This window comes from Minwuia sp. (assembly GCF_048263705.1).
In the GTDB taxonomy this organism is placed as follows: domain Bacteria; phylum Pseudomonadota; class Alphaproteobacteria; order Minwuiales; family Minwuiaceae; genus Minwuia.
Genome location: NZ_JBLXDV010000001.1, coordinates 478,444 through 494,505, shown reverse-complemented (window position 1 = coordinate 494,505; position 16,062 = coordinate 478,444). Strand labels below are relative to the sequence as shown.

Annotated in this window: 17 protein-coding genes; 9 read left to right on the top strand and 8 right to left on the bottom strand. The window is 62.9% G+C overall.

All coding sequences use genetic code 11. The features are described from left to right. The first annotated feature begins 17 nt into the window (after positions 1 to 17). The 5 genes from ACN0X7_RS02140 to ACN0X7_RS02120 all read left to right on the top strand — a co-directional run bounded on the left by ACN0X7_RS02140 (position 18) and on the right by ACN0X7_RS02120 (position 5,392). Positions 18 to 2,099, top strand: a complete 2,082-nt coding sequence (locus ACN0X7_RS02140) for a molybdopterin-containing oxidoreductase family protein (RefSeq protein ID WP_417513609.1) — start codon at positions 18 to 20, stop codon at positions 2,097 to 2,099. Between the two features lie 18 nt (positions 2,100 to 2,117). Beyond that, positions 2,118 to 2,528 (top strand): DUF6524 family protein, encoded by a 411-nt coding sequence (locus ACN0X7_RS02135; RefSeq protein ID WP_417513607.1) that lies wholly within the window; start codon positions 2,118 to 2,120, stop codon positions 2,526 to 2,528. A gap of 71 nt (positions 2,529 to 2,599) precedes the next feature. Then, entirely contained in the window at positions 2,600 to 2,767 is a 168-nt protein-coding gene (rpmG, locus tag ACN0X7_RS02130) for a 50S ribosomal protein L33 (protein ID WP_417513605.1), read from the top strand. A 164-nt stretch (positions 2,768 to 2,931) separates the two neighbouring features. Further along, a complete protein-coding gene (locus ACN0X7_RS02125) occupies positions 2,932 to 4,863 on the top strand; it encodes a flavin-containing monooxygenase (RefSeq protein WP_417513603.1) in 1,932 nt (643 codons plus the stop codon). 10 nt (positions 4,864 to 4,873) lie between these two features. Continuing rightward, positions 4,874 to 5,392 (top strand): pyridoxamine 5'-phosphate oxidase family protein, encoded by a 519-nt coding sequence (locus ACN0X7_RS02120; protein WP_417513601.1) that lies wholly within the window; start codon positions 4,874 to 4,876, stop codon positions 5,390 to 5,392. 15 nt (positions 5,393 to 5,407) lie between these two features. Here ACN0X7_RS02120 and ACN0X7_RS02115 read toward each other — a convergent pair whose 3' ends face one another. Beyond that, entirely contained in the window at positions 5,408 to 5,869 is a 462-nt protein-coding gene (locus tag ACN0X7_RS02115) for a pyridoxamine 5'-phosphate oxidase family protein (RefSeq protein WP_417513599.1), read from the bottom strand. 36 nt (positions 5,870 to 5,905) lie between these two features. Here ACN0X7_RS02115 and ACN0X7_RS02110 point away from each other — a divergent pair, with 36 nt between their 5' ends. Next, complete coding sequence (locus ACN0X7_RS02110) at positions 5,906 to 6,046, top strand: hypothetical protein (RefSeq protein WP_417513597.1); 141 nt, start codon at positions 5,906 to 5,908, stop codon at positions 6,044 to 6,046. A gap of 114 nt (positions 6,047 to 6,160) precedes the next feature. On the opposite strand, the gene ACN0X7_RS02105 is transcribed toward ACN0X7_RS02110, so the two are convergent. From ACN0X7_RS02105 to speB, 5 genes are all read right to left on the bottom strand, one after another. Continuing rightward, positions 6,161 to 7,102, bottom strand: coding sequence for a ChaN family lipoprotein (locus tag ACN0X7_RS02105; RefSeq protein WP_417513595.1), 942 nt, complete (start codon positions 7,100 to 7,102; stop codon positions 6,161 to 6,163). A 3-nt stretch (positions 7,103 to 7,105) separates the two neighbouring features. Continuing rightward, a complete protein-coding gene (locus tag ACN0X7_RS02100) occupies positions 7,106 to 7,654 on the bottom strand; it encodes a tetratricopeptide repeat protein (RefSeq protein WP_417513593.1) in 549 nt (182 codons plus the stop codon). Then, positions 7,651 to 8,958, bottom strand: a complete 1,308-nt coding sequence (locus tag ACN0X7_RS02095) for an MFS transporter (RefSeq protein ID WP_417513591.1) — start codon at positions 8,956 to 8,958, stop codon at positions 7,651 to 7,653. The genes ACN0X7_RS02100 and ACN0X7_RS02095 overlap by 4 nt, the downstream gene beginning before the upstream one ends. 11 nt (positions 8,959 to 8,969) lie before the next feature. Next, positions 8,970 to 9,257: a ferritin gene (locus ACN0X7_RS02090; RefSeq protein ID WP_417513589.1), complete on the bottom strand. Its 288-nt coding sequence runs from the start codon at positions 9,255 to 9,257 to the stop codon at positions 8,970 to 8,972. Positions 9,258 to 9,318: 61 nt separating this feature from the next. After that, a complete protein-coding gene (gene speB, locus ACN0X7_RS02085) occupies positions 9,319 to 10,371 on the bottom strand; it encodes an agmatinase (protein ID WP_417513587.1) in 1,053 nt (350 codons plus the stop codon). 190 nt (positions 10,372 to 10,561) lie between these two features. On the opposite strand from speB, the gene ACN0X7_RS02080 reads away from it, so the two are divergent. The 3 genes from ACN0X7_RS02080 (at position 10,562) to ACN0X7_RS02070 (ending at position 14,765) form a co-directional block, all read left to right on the top strand. Beyond that, on the top strand, positions 10,562 to 11,059 hold the full coding sequence (locus tag ACN0X7_RS02080) for a PAS domain-containing protein (protein WP_417513585.1): 498 nt from the start codon (positions 10,562 to 10,564) through the stop codon (positions 11,057 to 11,059). Between the two features lie 93 nt (positions 11,060 to 11,152). After that, positions 11,153 to 12,829 carry an energy-dependent translational throttle protein EttA gene (gene ettA, locus ACN0X7_RS02075; protein WP_417513583.1) on the top strand — a complete coding sequence of 559 codons (1,677 nt, stop codon included), beginning with the start codon at positions 11,153 to 11,155 and terminating at the stop codon, positions 12,827 to 12,829. 136 nt (positions 12,830 to 12,965) lie between these two features. Then, on the top strand, positions 12,966 to 14,765 hold the full coding sequence (locus ACN0X7_RS02070; RefSeq protein ID WP_417513581.1) for an ATP-binding cassette domain-containing protein: 1,800 nt from the start codon (positions 12,966 to 12,968) through the stop codon (positions 14,763 to 14,765). Here ACN0X7_RS02070 and ACN0X7_RS02065 read toward each other — a convergent pair. Both ACN0X7_RS02065 and ACN0X7_RS02060 read right to left on the bottom strand, forming a co-directional pair. Next, positions 14,762 to 15,382, bottom strand: coding sequence for a trimeric intracellular cation channel family protein (locus ACN0X7_RS02065; RefSeq protein WP_417513579.1), 621 nt, complete (start codon positions 15,380 to 15,382; stop codon positions 14,762 to 14,764). The genes ACN0X7_RS02070 and ACN0X7_RS02065 overlap by 4 nt on opposite strands. Positions 15,383 to 15,417: 35 nt before the next feature. Further along, a complete protein-coding gene (locus ACN0X7_RS02060; RefSeq protein ID WP_417513577.1) occupies positions 15,418 to 16,029 on the bottom strand; it encodes a hypothetical protein in 612 nt (203 codons plus the stop codon). Positions 16,030 to 16,062 lie beyond the last annotated feature (33 nt).

Genomic DNA, 16,062 nt, shown 5'->3' with positions numbered 1-16,062 from the left:
TTCAGGGAGTCACAGCCATGAACGCGCCGGTCACAACCGCCTATTCGGCATGTCCGCACGATTGTCCCTCTACATGTGCGCTGGAGGTCGAGGTGCTCTCGCCCACTCACATCGGGCGCGTGCGCGGGTCCAAAGACAACACCTACACCGATGGCGTCATCTGCGCGAAGGTCGCCCGCTATGCCGAACGGGTACACCATCCGGACCGGCTGACCAAACCGATGATCCGCTCCGGTCCGAAGGGATCGGGACAGTTCCGCGAGGCGAGCTGGGACGAGGCCATGGAACTCACCGCGTCGAAGCTTCTGGAGATCGAGGCGGAACACGGTCCTGAAGCGGTCTGGCCGTATTTCTACGCCGGTACGATGGGCCTGGTGATGCGCGACGGCATCAACCGCCTGCGTCACGCCAAGGGCTACAGCCGCATGCACGGCACCTTCTGCACCTCGATGGCCTTCGCAGGCTATATCGCGGGTACCGGCAAGCTCGCCGGCGTCGACCCGCGCGAGATGGCGAAGTCCGATTGCGTGGTGATCTGGGGCACCAATCCGGTGAACACGCAGGTCAACGTGATGACACACGCCATCAAGGCCCGCAAGGAACGCGGTGCCAAGATCGTCGCCATTGACGTCTATCGCAACGGCACGGTCGAACAGGCCGACATGGGGATCATCCTGAAGCCCGGTACGGACGGGGCGCTGGCCTGCGCGGTGATGCACATCGCCTTCCGTGACGGCTATGCCGACCGGGAATACATGGCCCGGTTCGCCGACGATCCGGCCGGCCTGGAAGCGCATCTGAAAACCCGCACGCCGGAATGGGCCGCCGAGATCACCGGCCTGCCTGTCGAGGAGATCGAGGCGTTCGCGAAGCTGGTCGGCACCACGCCGCGCACGTTCTTCCGGCTCGGCTACGGCTTCACGCGCGGGCGCAACGGCTCGGTCAACATGCACGCGGCGCTGTCAATTCCCGCCGTTCTGGGATCATGGCAGCACGAAGGCGGCGGTGCGTTCCACAACAATGGCGCCATCTATCACTGGGACCGGTCGCTGATCGAGGGACTGGATGCGCCGAAACGCAACAGCCGTATTCTGGACCAGTCGCGTCTCGGTCCGATCCTGAACGGCGACCGACGCGATCTGGGCGACGGGCCGCCGGTGATGGGCCTGTTCATGCAGAACACCAATCCGGCCATGGTCGCGCCCGACCTGAATCAGGTGCACAAGGGTCTGATGCGGGAAGACCTGTTCACCTGTGTCCACGAGCAGTTCATGACCGAGACCGCGCAGTTCGCCGATGTCGTGTTGCCTGCGACCATGTTCCTGGAACACACCGATCTCTACCAGGGCGGCGGGCATCAGCACATTCTGCTGGGACCGAAGATCATCGACGCGCCCGAGGGATGCCGCAGCAACCACGATGTCATCGTCGAACTGGCGGAACGTCTGGGGGCCGAGCATCGCGGGTTTCAGATGACGCCCGAGGAAATCATCGACTGGACGCTGACGAACTCCGGCTGGCCGGGGTACGAGGAACTGAAGGCCCAGCGCTGGATCGACGTGCAGCCCGATTTCGAGACATCGCACTTCCTGAACGGCTTCGGCAATCCGGACGGCAAGTTCCGTTTCAGCCCGAACTGGGGCGAAGCGGCTCCTCAGGGCTTCGGCCCGGAGGGTGCACCGGGAAGCATGCCGGCGTTCCCCGACTACTGGGCCCGCGAGGACAAGGCGACGGATGAGCGTCCCTTCCGCATGACAACCAGCCCGGCACGCAACTTCCTGAATTCATCCTTCACCGAAACGCCCACGTCGAAGAAGCGCGAAGCCCGGCCGACGATGAAGATCGGTCAGGCCGACGCGGATCGTCTGAACATCACGGACGGGTCGCTGGTGCGGCTTTCGAACGAACGCGGTTCCGTGCGGCTGCATGCCGAGATCGAGGAAGGCCTGCGCGGCGGCGTGGTCGTGGTCGAATCGGTCTGGCCGAACGCGGCCTTCGTCGACGGCATGGGCATCAACACGCTGACCAGCGCCGAGCCCGGCGCACCCGTCGGCGGGGGCCTGTTCCATGACACGGCTGTCAACGTCGAAGCCGCATAGCAGAGTCGGACCTGTCATATGAGTTTCAGCCTGAGCGGCTTCTTACAGCGGTGGATCATCGCCCTGATTCTGGTGATGGTGACGTACAATCCGACACCCTACAATTTCGTCAGCTGGGTGATGTCGGATCTGGAGGCCGACCTGCCCTACAAGGCGCTGGCCGGTCTGGTGCTGCTGGTGGGCTATGTGATCTTCCTGCGCGCCACCTTCCGATCCATCGGGATCGTCGGTATCGTGCTGGTCGCGGCCTTCTTCGCGGTGATCATCTGGATCCTGGCGGATTTGCGCGTCCTGGATCCCGAAAACGAGATCCTGCTGATCTGGGTATCGCTGCTGGCCATCACGACGACCATGGCGATCGGCGTCAGTTGGAGCCACGTGCGGCGCCGTATTTCGGGCCAGGCCGATGTCGACGACGTGGATGCCTGATACGCTTGACACGGGCTGCGACCTGACTATGTTCCGCCTTTCAGATTTCCAGCTTTGAGAAGAGACGATCCATGGCAAAGCCCGTCGTTCAGAAGATCAAACTCGTGAGCAGCGCCGGTACCGGCTACTACTACGTGACCAAGAAGAACCCCCGGAACCTGACCGAGAAGATGGTCATGAAGAAGTACGATCCCGTCGCGCGCAAGCATGTCGAGTTCAAGGAAGCCAAAATCAAGTAAGCCTGCCCGCAGGCTTGAAGAGATGCTGAAGGGCTGCGCGTTGCGCGGCCCTTTTTCGTTTCACATCAGCGTGTTACCACGCAATACGATGGTTTTCGTACTGACTGGTATATTTTTGATCTGATTGGTATAGTTGTCGCCAGACTCTGGGAGGAACTGCTGCCATGACCATGAAGAGTTTCGACGGTTTGCCGCGTGAGAATCTTGAGACTGCGCTTGAGGAAGCCGACTACCGGATCCTGCCACTGATCCTGTTCCAGTTCACCGGTGATGAGAAATGGCTGGAAGCGCCGTACCGACCCAAGCGCGACGTGAAGCTGATCGCGGACGAAGATGCGGGACTTCCCGACGATGTGCGGGCCGAACTGAGAGAAGCCGCGCTCGACGTCCTGACGCAGCCCCGCATCACGGCCCGGGTGGCCGATCCCGGCGACGCGCAGATGGTCCGGATGATGAGCGTGGCTCAGGGCGAGGCCATCCCGGAAGAATACGCGCCCATGATGCGCGAACAGATCGGCCTGCAGGAACAGACCAGCGACTGGCAGCGCCCAGCAAGCCGGACCAGGCTCGACCGCTATCCGGCGCTCATCGTCGGTGCAGGGGCCAGCGGGCTGGCGCTGGCATCGCGCCTGAAGGCGCTGGACATTCCGTTCACCATCGTCGAGCGCAACGATCGTGTCGGCGGCACATGGTACGAGAACAGGTACCCCGGATGTGGCGTCGATACGCCTAACCACGCCTATTCGTTCTCGAACGCCAGTCCCTACCCCTGGAAGCGCTATTTCTCCGAGCGTGACCAGTTGCATGACTATCTCGAACGTTCGGCGCATGAGTTCGGACTGATCGACGAGATCCGCTTCCACACCGAGGTCATGAATGCACGGTGGGTCGAACAGGAAGGCGTCTGGGAAGTGAACCTCTCGACACCTGATGGGTCCGAGACACTGAAGACCGCGGCTCTGGTCAGCGCGATCGGCCAGCTCAGCCTGCCGTCCATCGCGCCCATCGACGGCATCGACGATTTCGAAGGCCCGATCTTCCATACCGCGCTCTGGCCCGACGATCTGGAGTTGAAGGACAAGCGCGTCGCCATCATCGGCACCGGCGCATCGTCGATGCAGGTCGTGCCGTCGATCGTCGACGAGGTTGCGGAACTGCAGATTTATCAGCGCACCGCACAATGGGCGCGCCCGATCCCGCGCTATCACGACGACATCGGACCCGGTGCTCAGTGGCTGCTGGAGAATGTGCCCTATTACGCGAACTGGGTGCGGTTCACGATGTTGTGGCGCTACGGCGACGGTCTGCTGCCGACACTGTTCATCGATCCGGACTGGGAACACCCCGAGCGATCGCTGAACCGCGCCAACGAACGGCATCGGATCGAGATGGCCGAGCACATCAGGAAGGAACTCGCCGACCGACCCGATCTGATCGAGAAATCGATGCCGGACTACCCGCCCTACGGCAAGCGAATCCTGCTCGACAATGGCTGGTACAGGGCCATCAAGAGGCCGCAGGCGGAACTGATCACCGATGACATCGACCGCATCACGACAAAAGGCATTCGCACGCGCGACGGCACCGAGCGGGAAGCCGATATCGTCATCATCGCAACCGGCTTCAAACTGTCGCTGATGGCGGCGCGCCTCAATCTGACCGGGCGCGACGGCATCAGTCTGGAGGACCAGTGGGCCGACGAGGATGCACGGGCCTACCTGGGCATTTCGGTTCCGAACTTCCCCAACATGTTCATCATGCAGGGTCCGAACACCGGCCTGGGCCACGGCGGCAGCGCGATCTTCATCGCCGAATGTCAGGCCCACTACATCACGCAGGCGCTGAAGCTGATGATGGACGGCGGCCCCGAGGTCCTGGAGGCCACGATGGACGCCCAGGAAGACTGGTGCGCGAAAGTCGACGAAAGGCATGAGAAGATGGTCTGGTCGCATCCGGGCATGTCGACCTATTACCGGAACAAGGCGGGGCGCGTGTATTCGGTCACGCCCTTCCGCCTGGTCGACTACTGGGAGATGACGCGTGAGGTGGACCCGGACGCCTATCGGGGCGATGATCGCCGCTCGAAGGCAGCCTGAGGAAACCCGCATGCCCCGTCTCACCAGAGAAGAACGCGAAACCTTCCTGCAGGAAAAGCGCGTGATCATGAAGATCGCCGTGGTGAGGCCGGACGGCAGCCCGCTGGTGACTCCGCTCTGGTTCATCCATCACGACGGTGCCATCTGGTTCACGCCGCGCGAAAAGGCGGAGTGGTTCGCCTGCCTGCGCAACGATCCACGCGTATCGCTGGTGATCGACGAGCAGCCCCTGCCCTATCGCAAGGTCATGATCGACGGCGTCGCCGAACTGGTCCACGACGTGGGCGAGGATGATGCATGGCGCGACCTCTACCGGGACATGGCACGGCGCTATGTGCCCGCGAAGGATGCGGACGATTATGTCGACAACACGATCAACGAACGCCGGGGACTTTTTCGCGTCGTGCTGGCCGATGCAAAGGTCCGTACCTGGCGCCTGCCGGTCGGTGACGAGCCCGGCGAGGGCATCTGGCACAGTCGCTACTATCAGGACGAGAAGATCAGTTTCGACACGCGCAAGCCTGCCTGATCGGAACAGGGCGCTTCAGTCGTCCGCCTCGGGCGTGAAAGCACCACGCATCCGGTCGCGGTAGTCCCAGCTCATCATGCGGTCGGGCGCGATACGGATCGCGACTTCCCTTTCGTCCCGGTTCAGCAGCCAGTCGGCAAAACCGTGATCCGGGGCGCCGCCATAGCGGGCATAGAGTTCGCGCAGCAGACCGTCGCCATCGTCGAGAATCTCCGCCCGGCCCTGTCCGCGAACCCCAAAATAGGGCGGCATTTCCCGCGCCACCTCGAAGCCGCACACGGGATCCTTCTTCAGCGATTTCACGACCGCGGCATTGTCCGTCGATGCGCACCACAGCGCACCGTCACGCCACAGATACCAAAGCGACACCACCATGGGTCCGCCTGAAGTTCCGGCTGCTGCGAGTCTGACCGGCAGGCGCGTCTCGCCCAGATAGGCACCGATTTTCTCTTCCGACCATGGTCCATTCAGCTTCATCGTTTCGTACCCGTGTCAGTACTGGAGGTGATAATCATGCTGCGCATCGTCCATTTGCTGCCTGTCGCGATCGCATTCGCTCTGCTGTCTGCATGTGCCGAGCCTGAACCGCTCGACCCAGAAAGCGTCAATCCCGCGTGCGCCGGATATGCCGGCGGTTACACCGAGCGATGCTGACTAGAGCGTTTTTCGTTTTCATGGAATCACCATGAAATCGAAATAACGCAACTCGCACAGGTGGTTGCCATTCTTGAAAACAGTGTGAATGGTTCCATTCAGACTGTTTCCGCCCTAGTTCTGCTTGCCGAACCTCTTTTCCAGTTCTGCACAGCGATCTGGTGTCTCCACCCGGGATGTGAAGATGACAATGTCGAACTGATCCACCGCCTCGAGATAGGCCATGGGGTCGGTTTCGCCGTCCACCGCCTCGATCAGGCCGATCGACAGAACATTCCGTTCCGGCTCCAGATAACGCGGCACACCCCGGTCCGCCCGCACATGGCCATTGCCCGCGATCAGCACAGCCCCGTCGCCGACGTCAGCCTCCAGCAGGCTGGCGGCCATCACAGCATCCCGCCCGCGCTGCACACTGTTCATCGGCCCCAGCATGCCGTCGGGCATGAAACCGCAATGGCTGTCGACCAGATCGGCGTTCAGCGCGGTTTCATCGTTCTCGGTCCAGCGGGCCTTGCTTGCCAGCGTACGGGAGGTCGGATCCGGCAGTCCGGAAAATCCTTCGCGGGCCACCGATCTGACGTACGCGCTGTCGATATTGCCGGCATATTGCTTCAGCCCTGCATCCATCGCGACTTTCGCGATCGGCTGATAGAAGACCCAGTCCGGCCAGCCGCTCGCGTCCCAGTTCAGTGCCGCGCCCAGACCTGCGGGCGTCGCGCTGTCACCCGACAGGTAGGCGGCAAGCACCGCCTCCTTCGAAAAGGGAATCATCTCCCACACGACGGCGGGTTTTCTGCCGTCGGCGGCAATACCTTCCAGTATCCGCGCCTGCATACGATGGTGGGCCGGATTGTCGTGTTTCTCGCCCAGCATCACGAAGCGCGCCGCGCGGGCCTCTTCCAGAACATCCTCGAACGACAGGCGGTCGCCTGTAGACGGGTTCAGGATCGCTCCCTCAAGTGAGGTCTCGGCGGCCTGGGACGGTGCCGGACCCGAGCACCCCACCGTCAGGGTCGCCATCGAAATGGCCAGACCGGCTAAAAACAGTTTGAGCATCGTTCAGTTCATCTCCTGCCGGCCAGCACCCAGGCGTGCTCGCAGACCTCTGATCTGGGACATGTGCGGGTTGACCTCAAGGGCACGATCGAAGACGAGCGCCGCCGAACGATCATCGCCGTTGCGCAGACATATCTGCCCGAAGCCCGCCAGCGCGCCGAAGTGTCTCGGTTCTCGCAGCAGGGTCTCGGCGATATCAGCGACGCTTTCGGCATCCCGCCCCTGCAGGAAGCGCAGCGTCGCCCGCTTGTTCCAGGGCTCGGCCCAGTCGGGCCAGCGCTGAAGCAGTACGCTCAACCCCTCTTCGGCGTCATCGTCGCTGCGGGCCGCAATGTGACCAATCACCCGCTCCATCAACTCCGCAGGCTCTCGGTCATGATGATCGTGCCAGACGGCCCAGATCAGGTCCTCGATCTCGAAAGGCAGATCGGCAGACGACGGATCTGACAGTTCCCTGAAGAGCGTTTCCAGCCGGATTGACGAGACAGGTCGCGCCGCCACGTCCAGCATGACAGACAGCGCGTGATGTATGCTGCTGTGAATGTCGGTCATCCGTCGGCCTGTACTTCGTCGAGACCGATTGCCAGCAGGGCGGCGGCAATGCTCATACCCGCGAACAGGAACAGCACGAAAAGCGTTCCGAACGCCGCTGCGAGGACTCCGACGCCGGACGCCGCGAGCAGCAGCACGCCGATGATCGTGTTGGACAGCGCCGTGTAGGCCGCGCGCGTATCCTGCGTGGCCATGTCGGTCAGGTGCGTCGACCGGGCAAGCCGAACGCCCTGATAGGACAGCATCAGCACGAACAGCAATCCGGGCAGCAGGAAGGCCAGCCCGGCATTCCCGGTGATTTCCGCACCGGCGGTCGTCAGCAGGGTCGCGGCAGCCAGCACGCCGGAGGCAATCAGTGTCTTGCGGCTGGATCGGTCCGACAGGCGCCCCCAGACATAGCCGCCGATGATCGCGGCAACCGACGACGCAATGACGAACTGGCCCAGATCGCCCAGTGACCGCGCTTCATCGGATCCGGTCAGGGCCAGCAGGTAAGGCGGTGCCAGCGCCGTCGACACCAGCAGTCCGCGGACTGCGATGAAAAGCACCAGCTGACGATCTTCGGTCAGCAGGCCGAACTGCTGCACGGCGACGCCGAACGCATTTCCACCGCCCTCCGTCGCGCCTTTCTCTTCAGCGAGTGTCGTGAAAACCAGTGCCGCAAAACCCCACAGACAGGCTGCAACGAACAGTGCGATGGCAATCGTGAGCGGTTCCAGCGGAACGATCTCGAATCCGATCAGAATTCCGAACAGAAGCACCCCGACCGCCGCAACGCTGCCCGCCGTGCCGGTCGCCGTGCCTCTGGTGGATTTGGAGACCGTCTTGCCCAGCACGTCCTTGTAGCTGACCGAGCACACACTGCGGCCGATGGCAAAGATCGCCACCAGCGCCACGATCACCCATCCGGCGGTCGCACCTTCCAGTGTCAGTGCCGCAGCGCCGACGCCGGCAGCACACAGACCCTGAACCACCGCGCCCGCGGCCCAGACCCATTTGCGCTGCGGCATGGATCGGATATAGGCCGCCGTGAAAAGCTGAGGCAGCAATGCGCCTGCCTCGCGCAGGGGCACCAGCGCACCGGTCAGGTAGACCGGCACCCCGAGCGCGCCCATCAGCCACGTCAACACGAGCTTCGGGTCGAAAATGCCGTCACCCAGCTTGGTCGATGACAGGGCCACAACATGCCGCATGAAGTTCTGCGGCTGATCGTTGCAGGCGCTTTCCGGGATGTCCTTGCAGACGCGCCCCTCGTCATCCGCTGCCAGCAGACCGTAGGCCCGGGAGATGACTGCCGACATCATGATCCCGACCGTCAGTGATCGGCGATCTCGCCGTCCTTGAACAGAAACTCTTTCAGAAAGCCGTCGAATTCGTCGCTGTTGCGGCGGATCCATTCGATCACCATGGCCGCGTGCTCCATCTCCTCTCGCATGTTGTGCAACAGGATTTCCTTCAGCGATTCATCATCGCAATCGTCGGCCCGCTGCTGGTACCAGTCGACGGCCTCCATCTCTTCCATCAGGGAAACGATCGCGTGGTGCATGTGCAGCGTCTTCTTGCTGAGACGTTCGCGGGGGGCGTGAAGTCCTTCACTCGACATGGTGTTCTCCTCAATCCGTTATGTGATCCCGCGCCGAATATGACCTGAAACGCGCGCGCTTCTAAGAGACAGAATGGCGCAGACCGTCCGCTTCATTCGGTGACCGGCGGACCATGACGGTCAGAATCTCGAAAAGAATCTGTCCGGCTGTCAGCGCAGTGTTGGTTGATGGGTCGTACTGCGGGGCAACCTCGACCACATCGCCACCGACGATATCGAGACCATCCAGACCGCGCAGAATGCCCTGTGCCTCGCGCGGCGTCAGCCCACCCACTTCGGGCGTACCGGTCCCCGGTGTGAACGCCGGATCGATGCCGTCCACATCGAATGTGACATAGGTCGGCCCCGCGCCGACGACCGCGCGCGCTTTCGCCACGACCGCATCGATGCCCATCCGCCCGACATCCTCGACATGCAGCACCGTCATCCCGGCGTCGTAGGAAAACTCCCAGATCATCTCCGAGGATCCGCGGATGCCGATCTGGATGCAGCGTTCCGGGTCCAGCACGCCGTCCAGCACGGCCTGCCGGAACGGGCCGCCATGGTGAAACTTCGAGTAGTCGTACTCGCCGCCGGTATCGCAGTGGGCGTCGATATGCACCATGCCGAGCGGTCGATCCGCGCCGAGCGCCCGCATGATCGGATAGGTGATGGAATGATCCCCGCCGACGGAGAGGGGCCGCACTCCTGCGGCCTTCACGTCCCGGTAATAGCTTTCGATATCTTCCATGCACATGTCCAGGCTGAACCGGCTGCGAAAGGGCACGTCACCGACATCGGCCACTGTCATTTCAGCGAAAGGTGCACGCTTCAGGACGTGGTGGTAGGGACCGATCCGCTCGATGTCACGCAGGGCACGCGGGCCGAAGCGCGCACCGGGGCGGTTGGTCACCCCCAGATCCATCGGCACGCCGATCAGGGCGACATCCAATCCGTCGAGCCCTTCGGCCATCTTCGCATCCAGCAGGGTCGGAATGCCCGAATAGGGCGGCTTGCGGCGCTGCGGGTCCGCGAAAACCAGGTCGACGACCTTTTTCATGGCCGGATCGTGCACGTCCCCGCCCAGCGCGTCGGCATATTTCTCTCTCAGTCGGGCAAGTCTGTCAGCATCCATGGCCGGGACCTCTCAGGAACGAACTCCGCAGCGACGCACAGTGACAATGATGCCCGCTGTTGGCCAGTTGTGCCTTTCTGTCATGCGCGCGCATTTCCATCTCCTCCCGATTCTTGCTAGTCGTAGGCAGACATTCGCAGCCCAGCGCAACCCGAATGAACTCTACGACGCCGGAGGCAAGCAGGACACAGTGTCTATCCTGTCAAAACATCCAGAGGTCCAGACCGGACTGCCCGCCGCAGACGAGAAGGATACGGCGTTCGAAAGCCGGATCATCCGCGATGGTGCCGCCTACTGGGATCGGCTGCGCGGCGAACGGCCATACCCGTTGCGCCGGGACGTCGATCCGCTGACGATGCCCCGGCACCTGCTGCCCTATGTTCTGCTGATCGACATCATCAGCACGAATCCACCCGATTTCAGATGGCGGCTGATCGGCACGCATGTGACCGGTGTGATGGGACGCGATTCCACGGGACGGGTCTGGAGCGAGTTATACTCCGAAGAGCATTTCGAGACACTCACCATCGGCCCCAGGACCGCGCTGACAACCGGTCAGCCTTGCCGCACCGTCGCCGGCGCGCCCGACAACGAGCGGAACTTCATCACGCTGGAGAGTATCGATCTGCCGCTGTCCACCGACGGCGTGGCGATCGACATGCTGCTGGCGTTCAGCCATTGGCAATGAAACCCGCCTGACAGGGGTTCTGCCAATTGCCTCTCATGACGCCATCGGCTAGAAGGCGGCTTCCCCCTTGTCCCTCGGTCGGAGAACATGTCCATGGCCTATCAGTACGTCTACACCATGCAGGGATTGTCCAAGACCTGGCCCGGCGGAAAGACTGTCCTGAAAGACATCCACCTGTCGTTTCTGCCCGGCGCGAAGATCGGCGTCCTAGGTATCAACGGATCGGGCAAATCGACGCTGCTGAAGGTGATGGCAGGCGACATCACCGAGTTCAACGGCGAGGCCTGGGCGGCCGATGGCGTAAATGTCGGCTATCTGCGTCAGGAGCCGGAGCTGGATGAAGCCAAGAGCGTCCTAGAAAACGTGATGGACGGCGTGGCTGAAAAGAAAGCCATTCTGGACCGCTACAACGAGGTCTCCATGAAGTTCGCGGAACGCATGGACGACGACGAGATGAATGCCACCATCGAGGAACAGGGCAAGCTGCAGGAACAGATCGACGCCATGAACCTGTGGGATCTGGACCGCGAGGTCGAGATCGCCATGGACGCGCTGCGCTGCCCGCCCGGCGACTGGAGCGTGGAGAAACTGTCGGGCGGTGAACGCCGCCGTGTCGCGCTGGCCCGTCTGCTGCTGTCGCGCCCCGACATGCTGCTGCTCGACGAGCCGACCAACCACCTGGACGCCGAAAGCGTGCTATGGCTGGAGCGGTTCCTGGACGACTATCCCGGCACGGTCGTGGCCGTCACCCATGACCGCTACTTCCTGGACAACGTCGCCGGGTGGATTCTGGAACTCGACCGTGGGCGCGGCATTCCCTACGAGGGCAACTATTCCGGCTGGCTGGAACAGAAGGAAAAGCGCCTGAAGCAGGAAGAGCGCGAGGACAAGTCACGTCAGCGCACCCTGGCCAAGGAACTGGAATGGATGCGCCAGAGCCCCCGCGCCCGGCAGGCCAAGTCGAAGGCCCGCATCTCGGCCTACGAGGAACTGCTGTCCGCCGACAGCGAGCAGCGTCGTGCCGACATGCAGATCTACATCCCGCCGGGACCGCGTCTGGGCGGCAACGTCATCGAGTTCGACGGCGTCTCGAAAGCCTTCGGCGACAAGTTCCTGATCGACGATTTCACCGCCAAGATCCCGCCGGGCGCCATCGTCGGCATCATCGGTCCGAACGGTGCGGGCAAGTCCACCATGTTCCGGATGATCACAGGGCAGGAAGAACCGGACAGCGGCACCATCAAGATCGGTGACACGGTCAAGCTGGGCTATGTGGACCAGAGCCGTGGCGCACTGGATCCCAACAAGAATGTCTGGGAGGAAATCTCCGACGGGCTGGACGTGATCGAACTGGGCAAACGGCAGATGCAGTCGCGCGCCTATGTCGGCTCGTTCAACTTCAAGGGCGGCGACCAGCAGAAGAAGGTGGGACAGCTTTCGGGCGGTGAGCGCAACCGCGTGCATCTGGCCAAGACCCTGCGTTCGGGCGCAAACGTCCTGCTGCTGGACGAACCAACCAACGATCTGGATGTCGAGACCCTGCGGGCGCTGGAAGAGGCACTGGAGAGCTTCGCCGGCTGCGCGCTGGTCATCAGCCATGACCGCTTCTTCCTGGACCGCATCGTCACACACATCATGGCCTTCGAGGGCGACAGCCACGTTGAATGGTTCGAAGGCAACTTCGACGACTACGAAGCCGACCGCAAACGACGCCTGGGCGACGATGCCGACCAGCCGCACCGGATTCGCTACAAGAAGCTGGTGGGATAGAAAATAACAGGCGTCGCCCCGCTTCATCCCCGATCGAACGCAGTGAGACCCGGGGATCGGGTGCCGATTGGAGATCTGTCCTGAACCCGATCCCCGCGCTTTGGCGGGGATGACACAACTGGATTGCCCGTAATTCATGCCCCCCATTCTCCACCTTCGTGATGTCCACCTGACCTTCGGCGGCAAGCCCTTGCTGGACGGTGCAGAACTGGCTGTCGAGGCCGGAGAGCGGCTGGCGCTGGTCGGACGCAACGGGTCCGGCAAATCCACACTGCTGAAGATCGCCGCCGGTACGGTCGATGCGGACGAGGCCGACATCTTCCGCCAGCCCGGCACCACGATCCGGTATCTGCGGCAGGAACCGGATCTGGCCGGTCATGCGACGGTGATGGCGTATGTGCAGGCCGGTCTGACCGGGGGCGACGATCCCTATCGCGCCAGCTATCTGCTGGAACAGCTCGGCCTGACCGGCGACGAGGATCCGGAAAATCTCTCCGGCGGCGAGGCGCGACGCGCGGCGCTGGCTCAGGCGCTGGCCCCCAATCCGGATATCCTGTTGCTGGACGAACCGACGAACCATCTGGACCTGCCCGCCATCGAGTGGCTGGAAGCCGAGCTGAAGGGCATGAATTCGGCCATCGTGATCATCAGCCATGACCGCCGGTTCCTGCAGAACCTGACGGGCGCCGTGATCTGGCTGGACCGCGCGACGACCCGGAAGCTGGAAAAGGGCTTCACCCATTTCGAGGCCTGGCGCGACGAGACCATCGAGATGGAGGAGGAACAGCTCCACAAGCTGGACCGCAAGATCGCGTCCGAGACCGACTGGCTGCACAAGGGCGTCACCGCCCGTCGCAAGCGCAACATGGGCCGCCTGCGGGCGCTGCACGATCTGCGCGACACCCGGCGCAACTTCGACCGCGCGCAGGGCAAGGTGCAGATGGAGGCGTCCGAGGCGCAGGCCTCGGGCAAGCTGGTGCTGGAAGCCAAACGCATTTCCAAGACCTACGACCAACGTCCCATCGTCAGCGATTTCAGCCTGCGCGTGCTGCGCGGCGACCGGATCGGTGTCGTCGGTCCCAACGGCGCGGGCAAAACGACGCTGCTGAAGATGCTGCTGAAGGATCTGGAGCCCGACAGCGGCACCGTCCGCATCGGCACCAAACTGGAAGTGGCGACGCTGGACCAGCGGCGGGAAAGTCTCGACCCGGACATGTCGCTGGGCGATGCGCTGACCGGCGGCGGCGGCGATCAGGTGATGGTCGGCGACACGCCGCGCCACGTGATCGGCTACATGAAGGACTTCCTGTTCGACCCGAAGCAGCGGCCCACCGCGATCTCGGCCCTTTCCGGCGGGGAGCGGGGCCGTCTGATGCTGGCCCGCGCCCTCGCCCGCCCCTCGAACCTGCTGGTGCTCGACGAACCGACAAACGATCTGGACATCGAAACGCTGGACCTGCTGCAGGAAATCCTGTCCGACTACGCCGGCACGGTGCTGCTGGTCAGCCACGATCGCGACTTCATCGACCGGATCGTCACCTCGACGGTGGCCTATGAGGGGGATGGGCGCTGGCAGGTCTACGCCGGCGGCTATACAGACATGATGCGGCAGCGCAGGGCCAGCACTCCGGAGAAGGCCCGATCCTCGGCGCCGTCGAAGAAGAAACAGCCGACCACCGCAGAGAACCGGAAACCAGCGCCACGCCTGACGAACAAGCAGAAGTACGCGCTGGAGAAACTGCCGGGCGAAATCGCAACGCTGGAAAAGAAGGTTGGCAGGTTGCAGGCGGAGATCGAGGATCCCACGCTGTTCACCCGGGATCCGGACCGTTTCAAGGCGGTCACGGTCGAACTGGAAGCCGCCCTCGCCCGCCACTCCGCGGCGGAAGAGGAATGGCTGGAGATCGAACTGCTGCGCGAGGAAACCGAAAGCTAGACGGTCTCGACCGGCGTCCGGGCGACGACGATGATGCGCGAGATGGCAATCACCAGAAAGGCGACGGTGACGCTGATCTGGTCCGTCAGATATTCCGACAACAGGATGTAAAGCGCGCCGCCTGCCAGCGAGAGCGTGGCGTACAGATCCTTGCGCAGGACAATCGGCGTGAACCCGCACAGCACATCCCGGAACATGCCGCCCCCGATCCCCGTGATGCAGCCGAGCACGACGGCGAAATGGGCCGGAATGCCGTTGGCCAGCGCGACCTTGATGCCGACCAGCGTGAACAGCGCCAGCCCCACGGCATCCAGATAGGCCAGCAGCTTCTGCCGCCGGCCCGTCCCGATCGCCATCCGCCGCGCCAGAAAGAAGGTGATCAGGCCGACGGGCACTGCCGTGGTCAGGTAGGTCACATCCTGCAGCCAGAAAACCGGCGTCGCCCCGATCAGCAGATCGCGCAGCGTTCCGCCGCCTACGGCTGTGACCACGGAAAGGAAGATGGCCCCGACGGGATCGAATTCGCTGCGTACGGCCTGAATCGCTGCCGATGCCGCCATCACCGCTGTGGCCAGCACGGTCAGAACCAGAATGAGGGTTTGCAGGCTGTTCAGCACGGCGCACAGACAGGAAAGCGGGCGCGGTTCAAGTCCTACTGCGCCTCGATCCGGTCATAGGAAACGAAGGACAGCGTTTCCCCGTTCGCCGGATCAATCCTCTGGGCCGCGAGCACGAACCCGAGGCGGGGTGAATAGGCCTGCCGGAACACCAGCCGGGTAAAGCCCAGATCCGTGTCCTGCAGCAGCATGGCCACGTCATACTCGCAATCGCCCACGGCCAGCGTCCGGATGCTCTCGACCGTGATCCGGTGCGTGCCTTCGAACTTTTCCTGGCCGCGCATGTCGACCGTAACGGGGACCGAAATTTCCTGACCGACGGTAAAGCTCCAGAAATCATCCGGGATAGGCCCGAAGCTCTGGCGGATGAGGCCGCTCTGGTCCGCACGGATCACCGGCAGGAGACCACGATCGAACCGGGTCTGAACCTGGGATGTCTTGCCATCGACCACGGATGTGGTCTTGACCATGATCTGGCTGCCATCACGCTGCACATCGGCCTTGATGAAAGGCTGATCGCGCACGACGGAGAAGCTGTTAGCGCCCGGTTCGGGGCACTTGCCCTGCTGCGCGGCTGCCGGAAATGCAGCAACGGCTGCCACTCCGGCCAGACATGCCAGACCGGCAGCCCGGGACAAGAAACTCATACGCATGTCATCACCTCAAACGGGATCAATCGG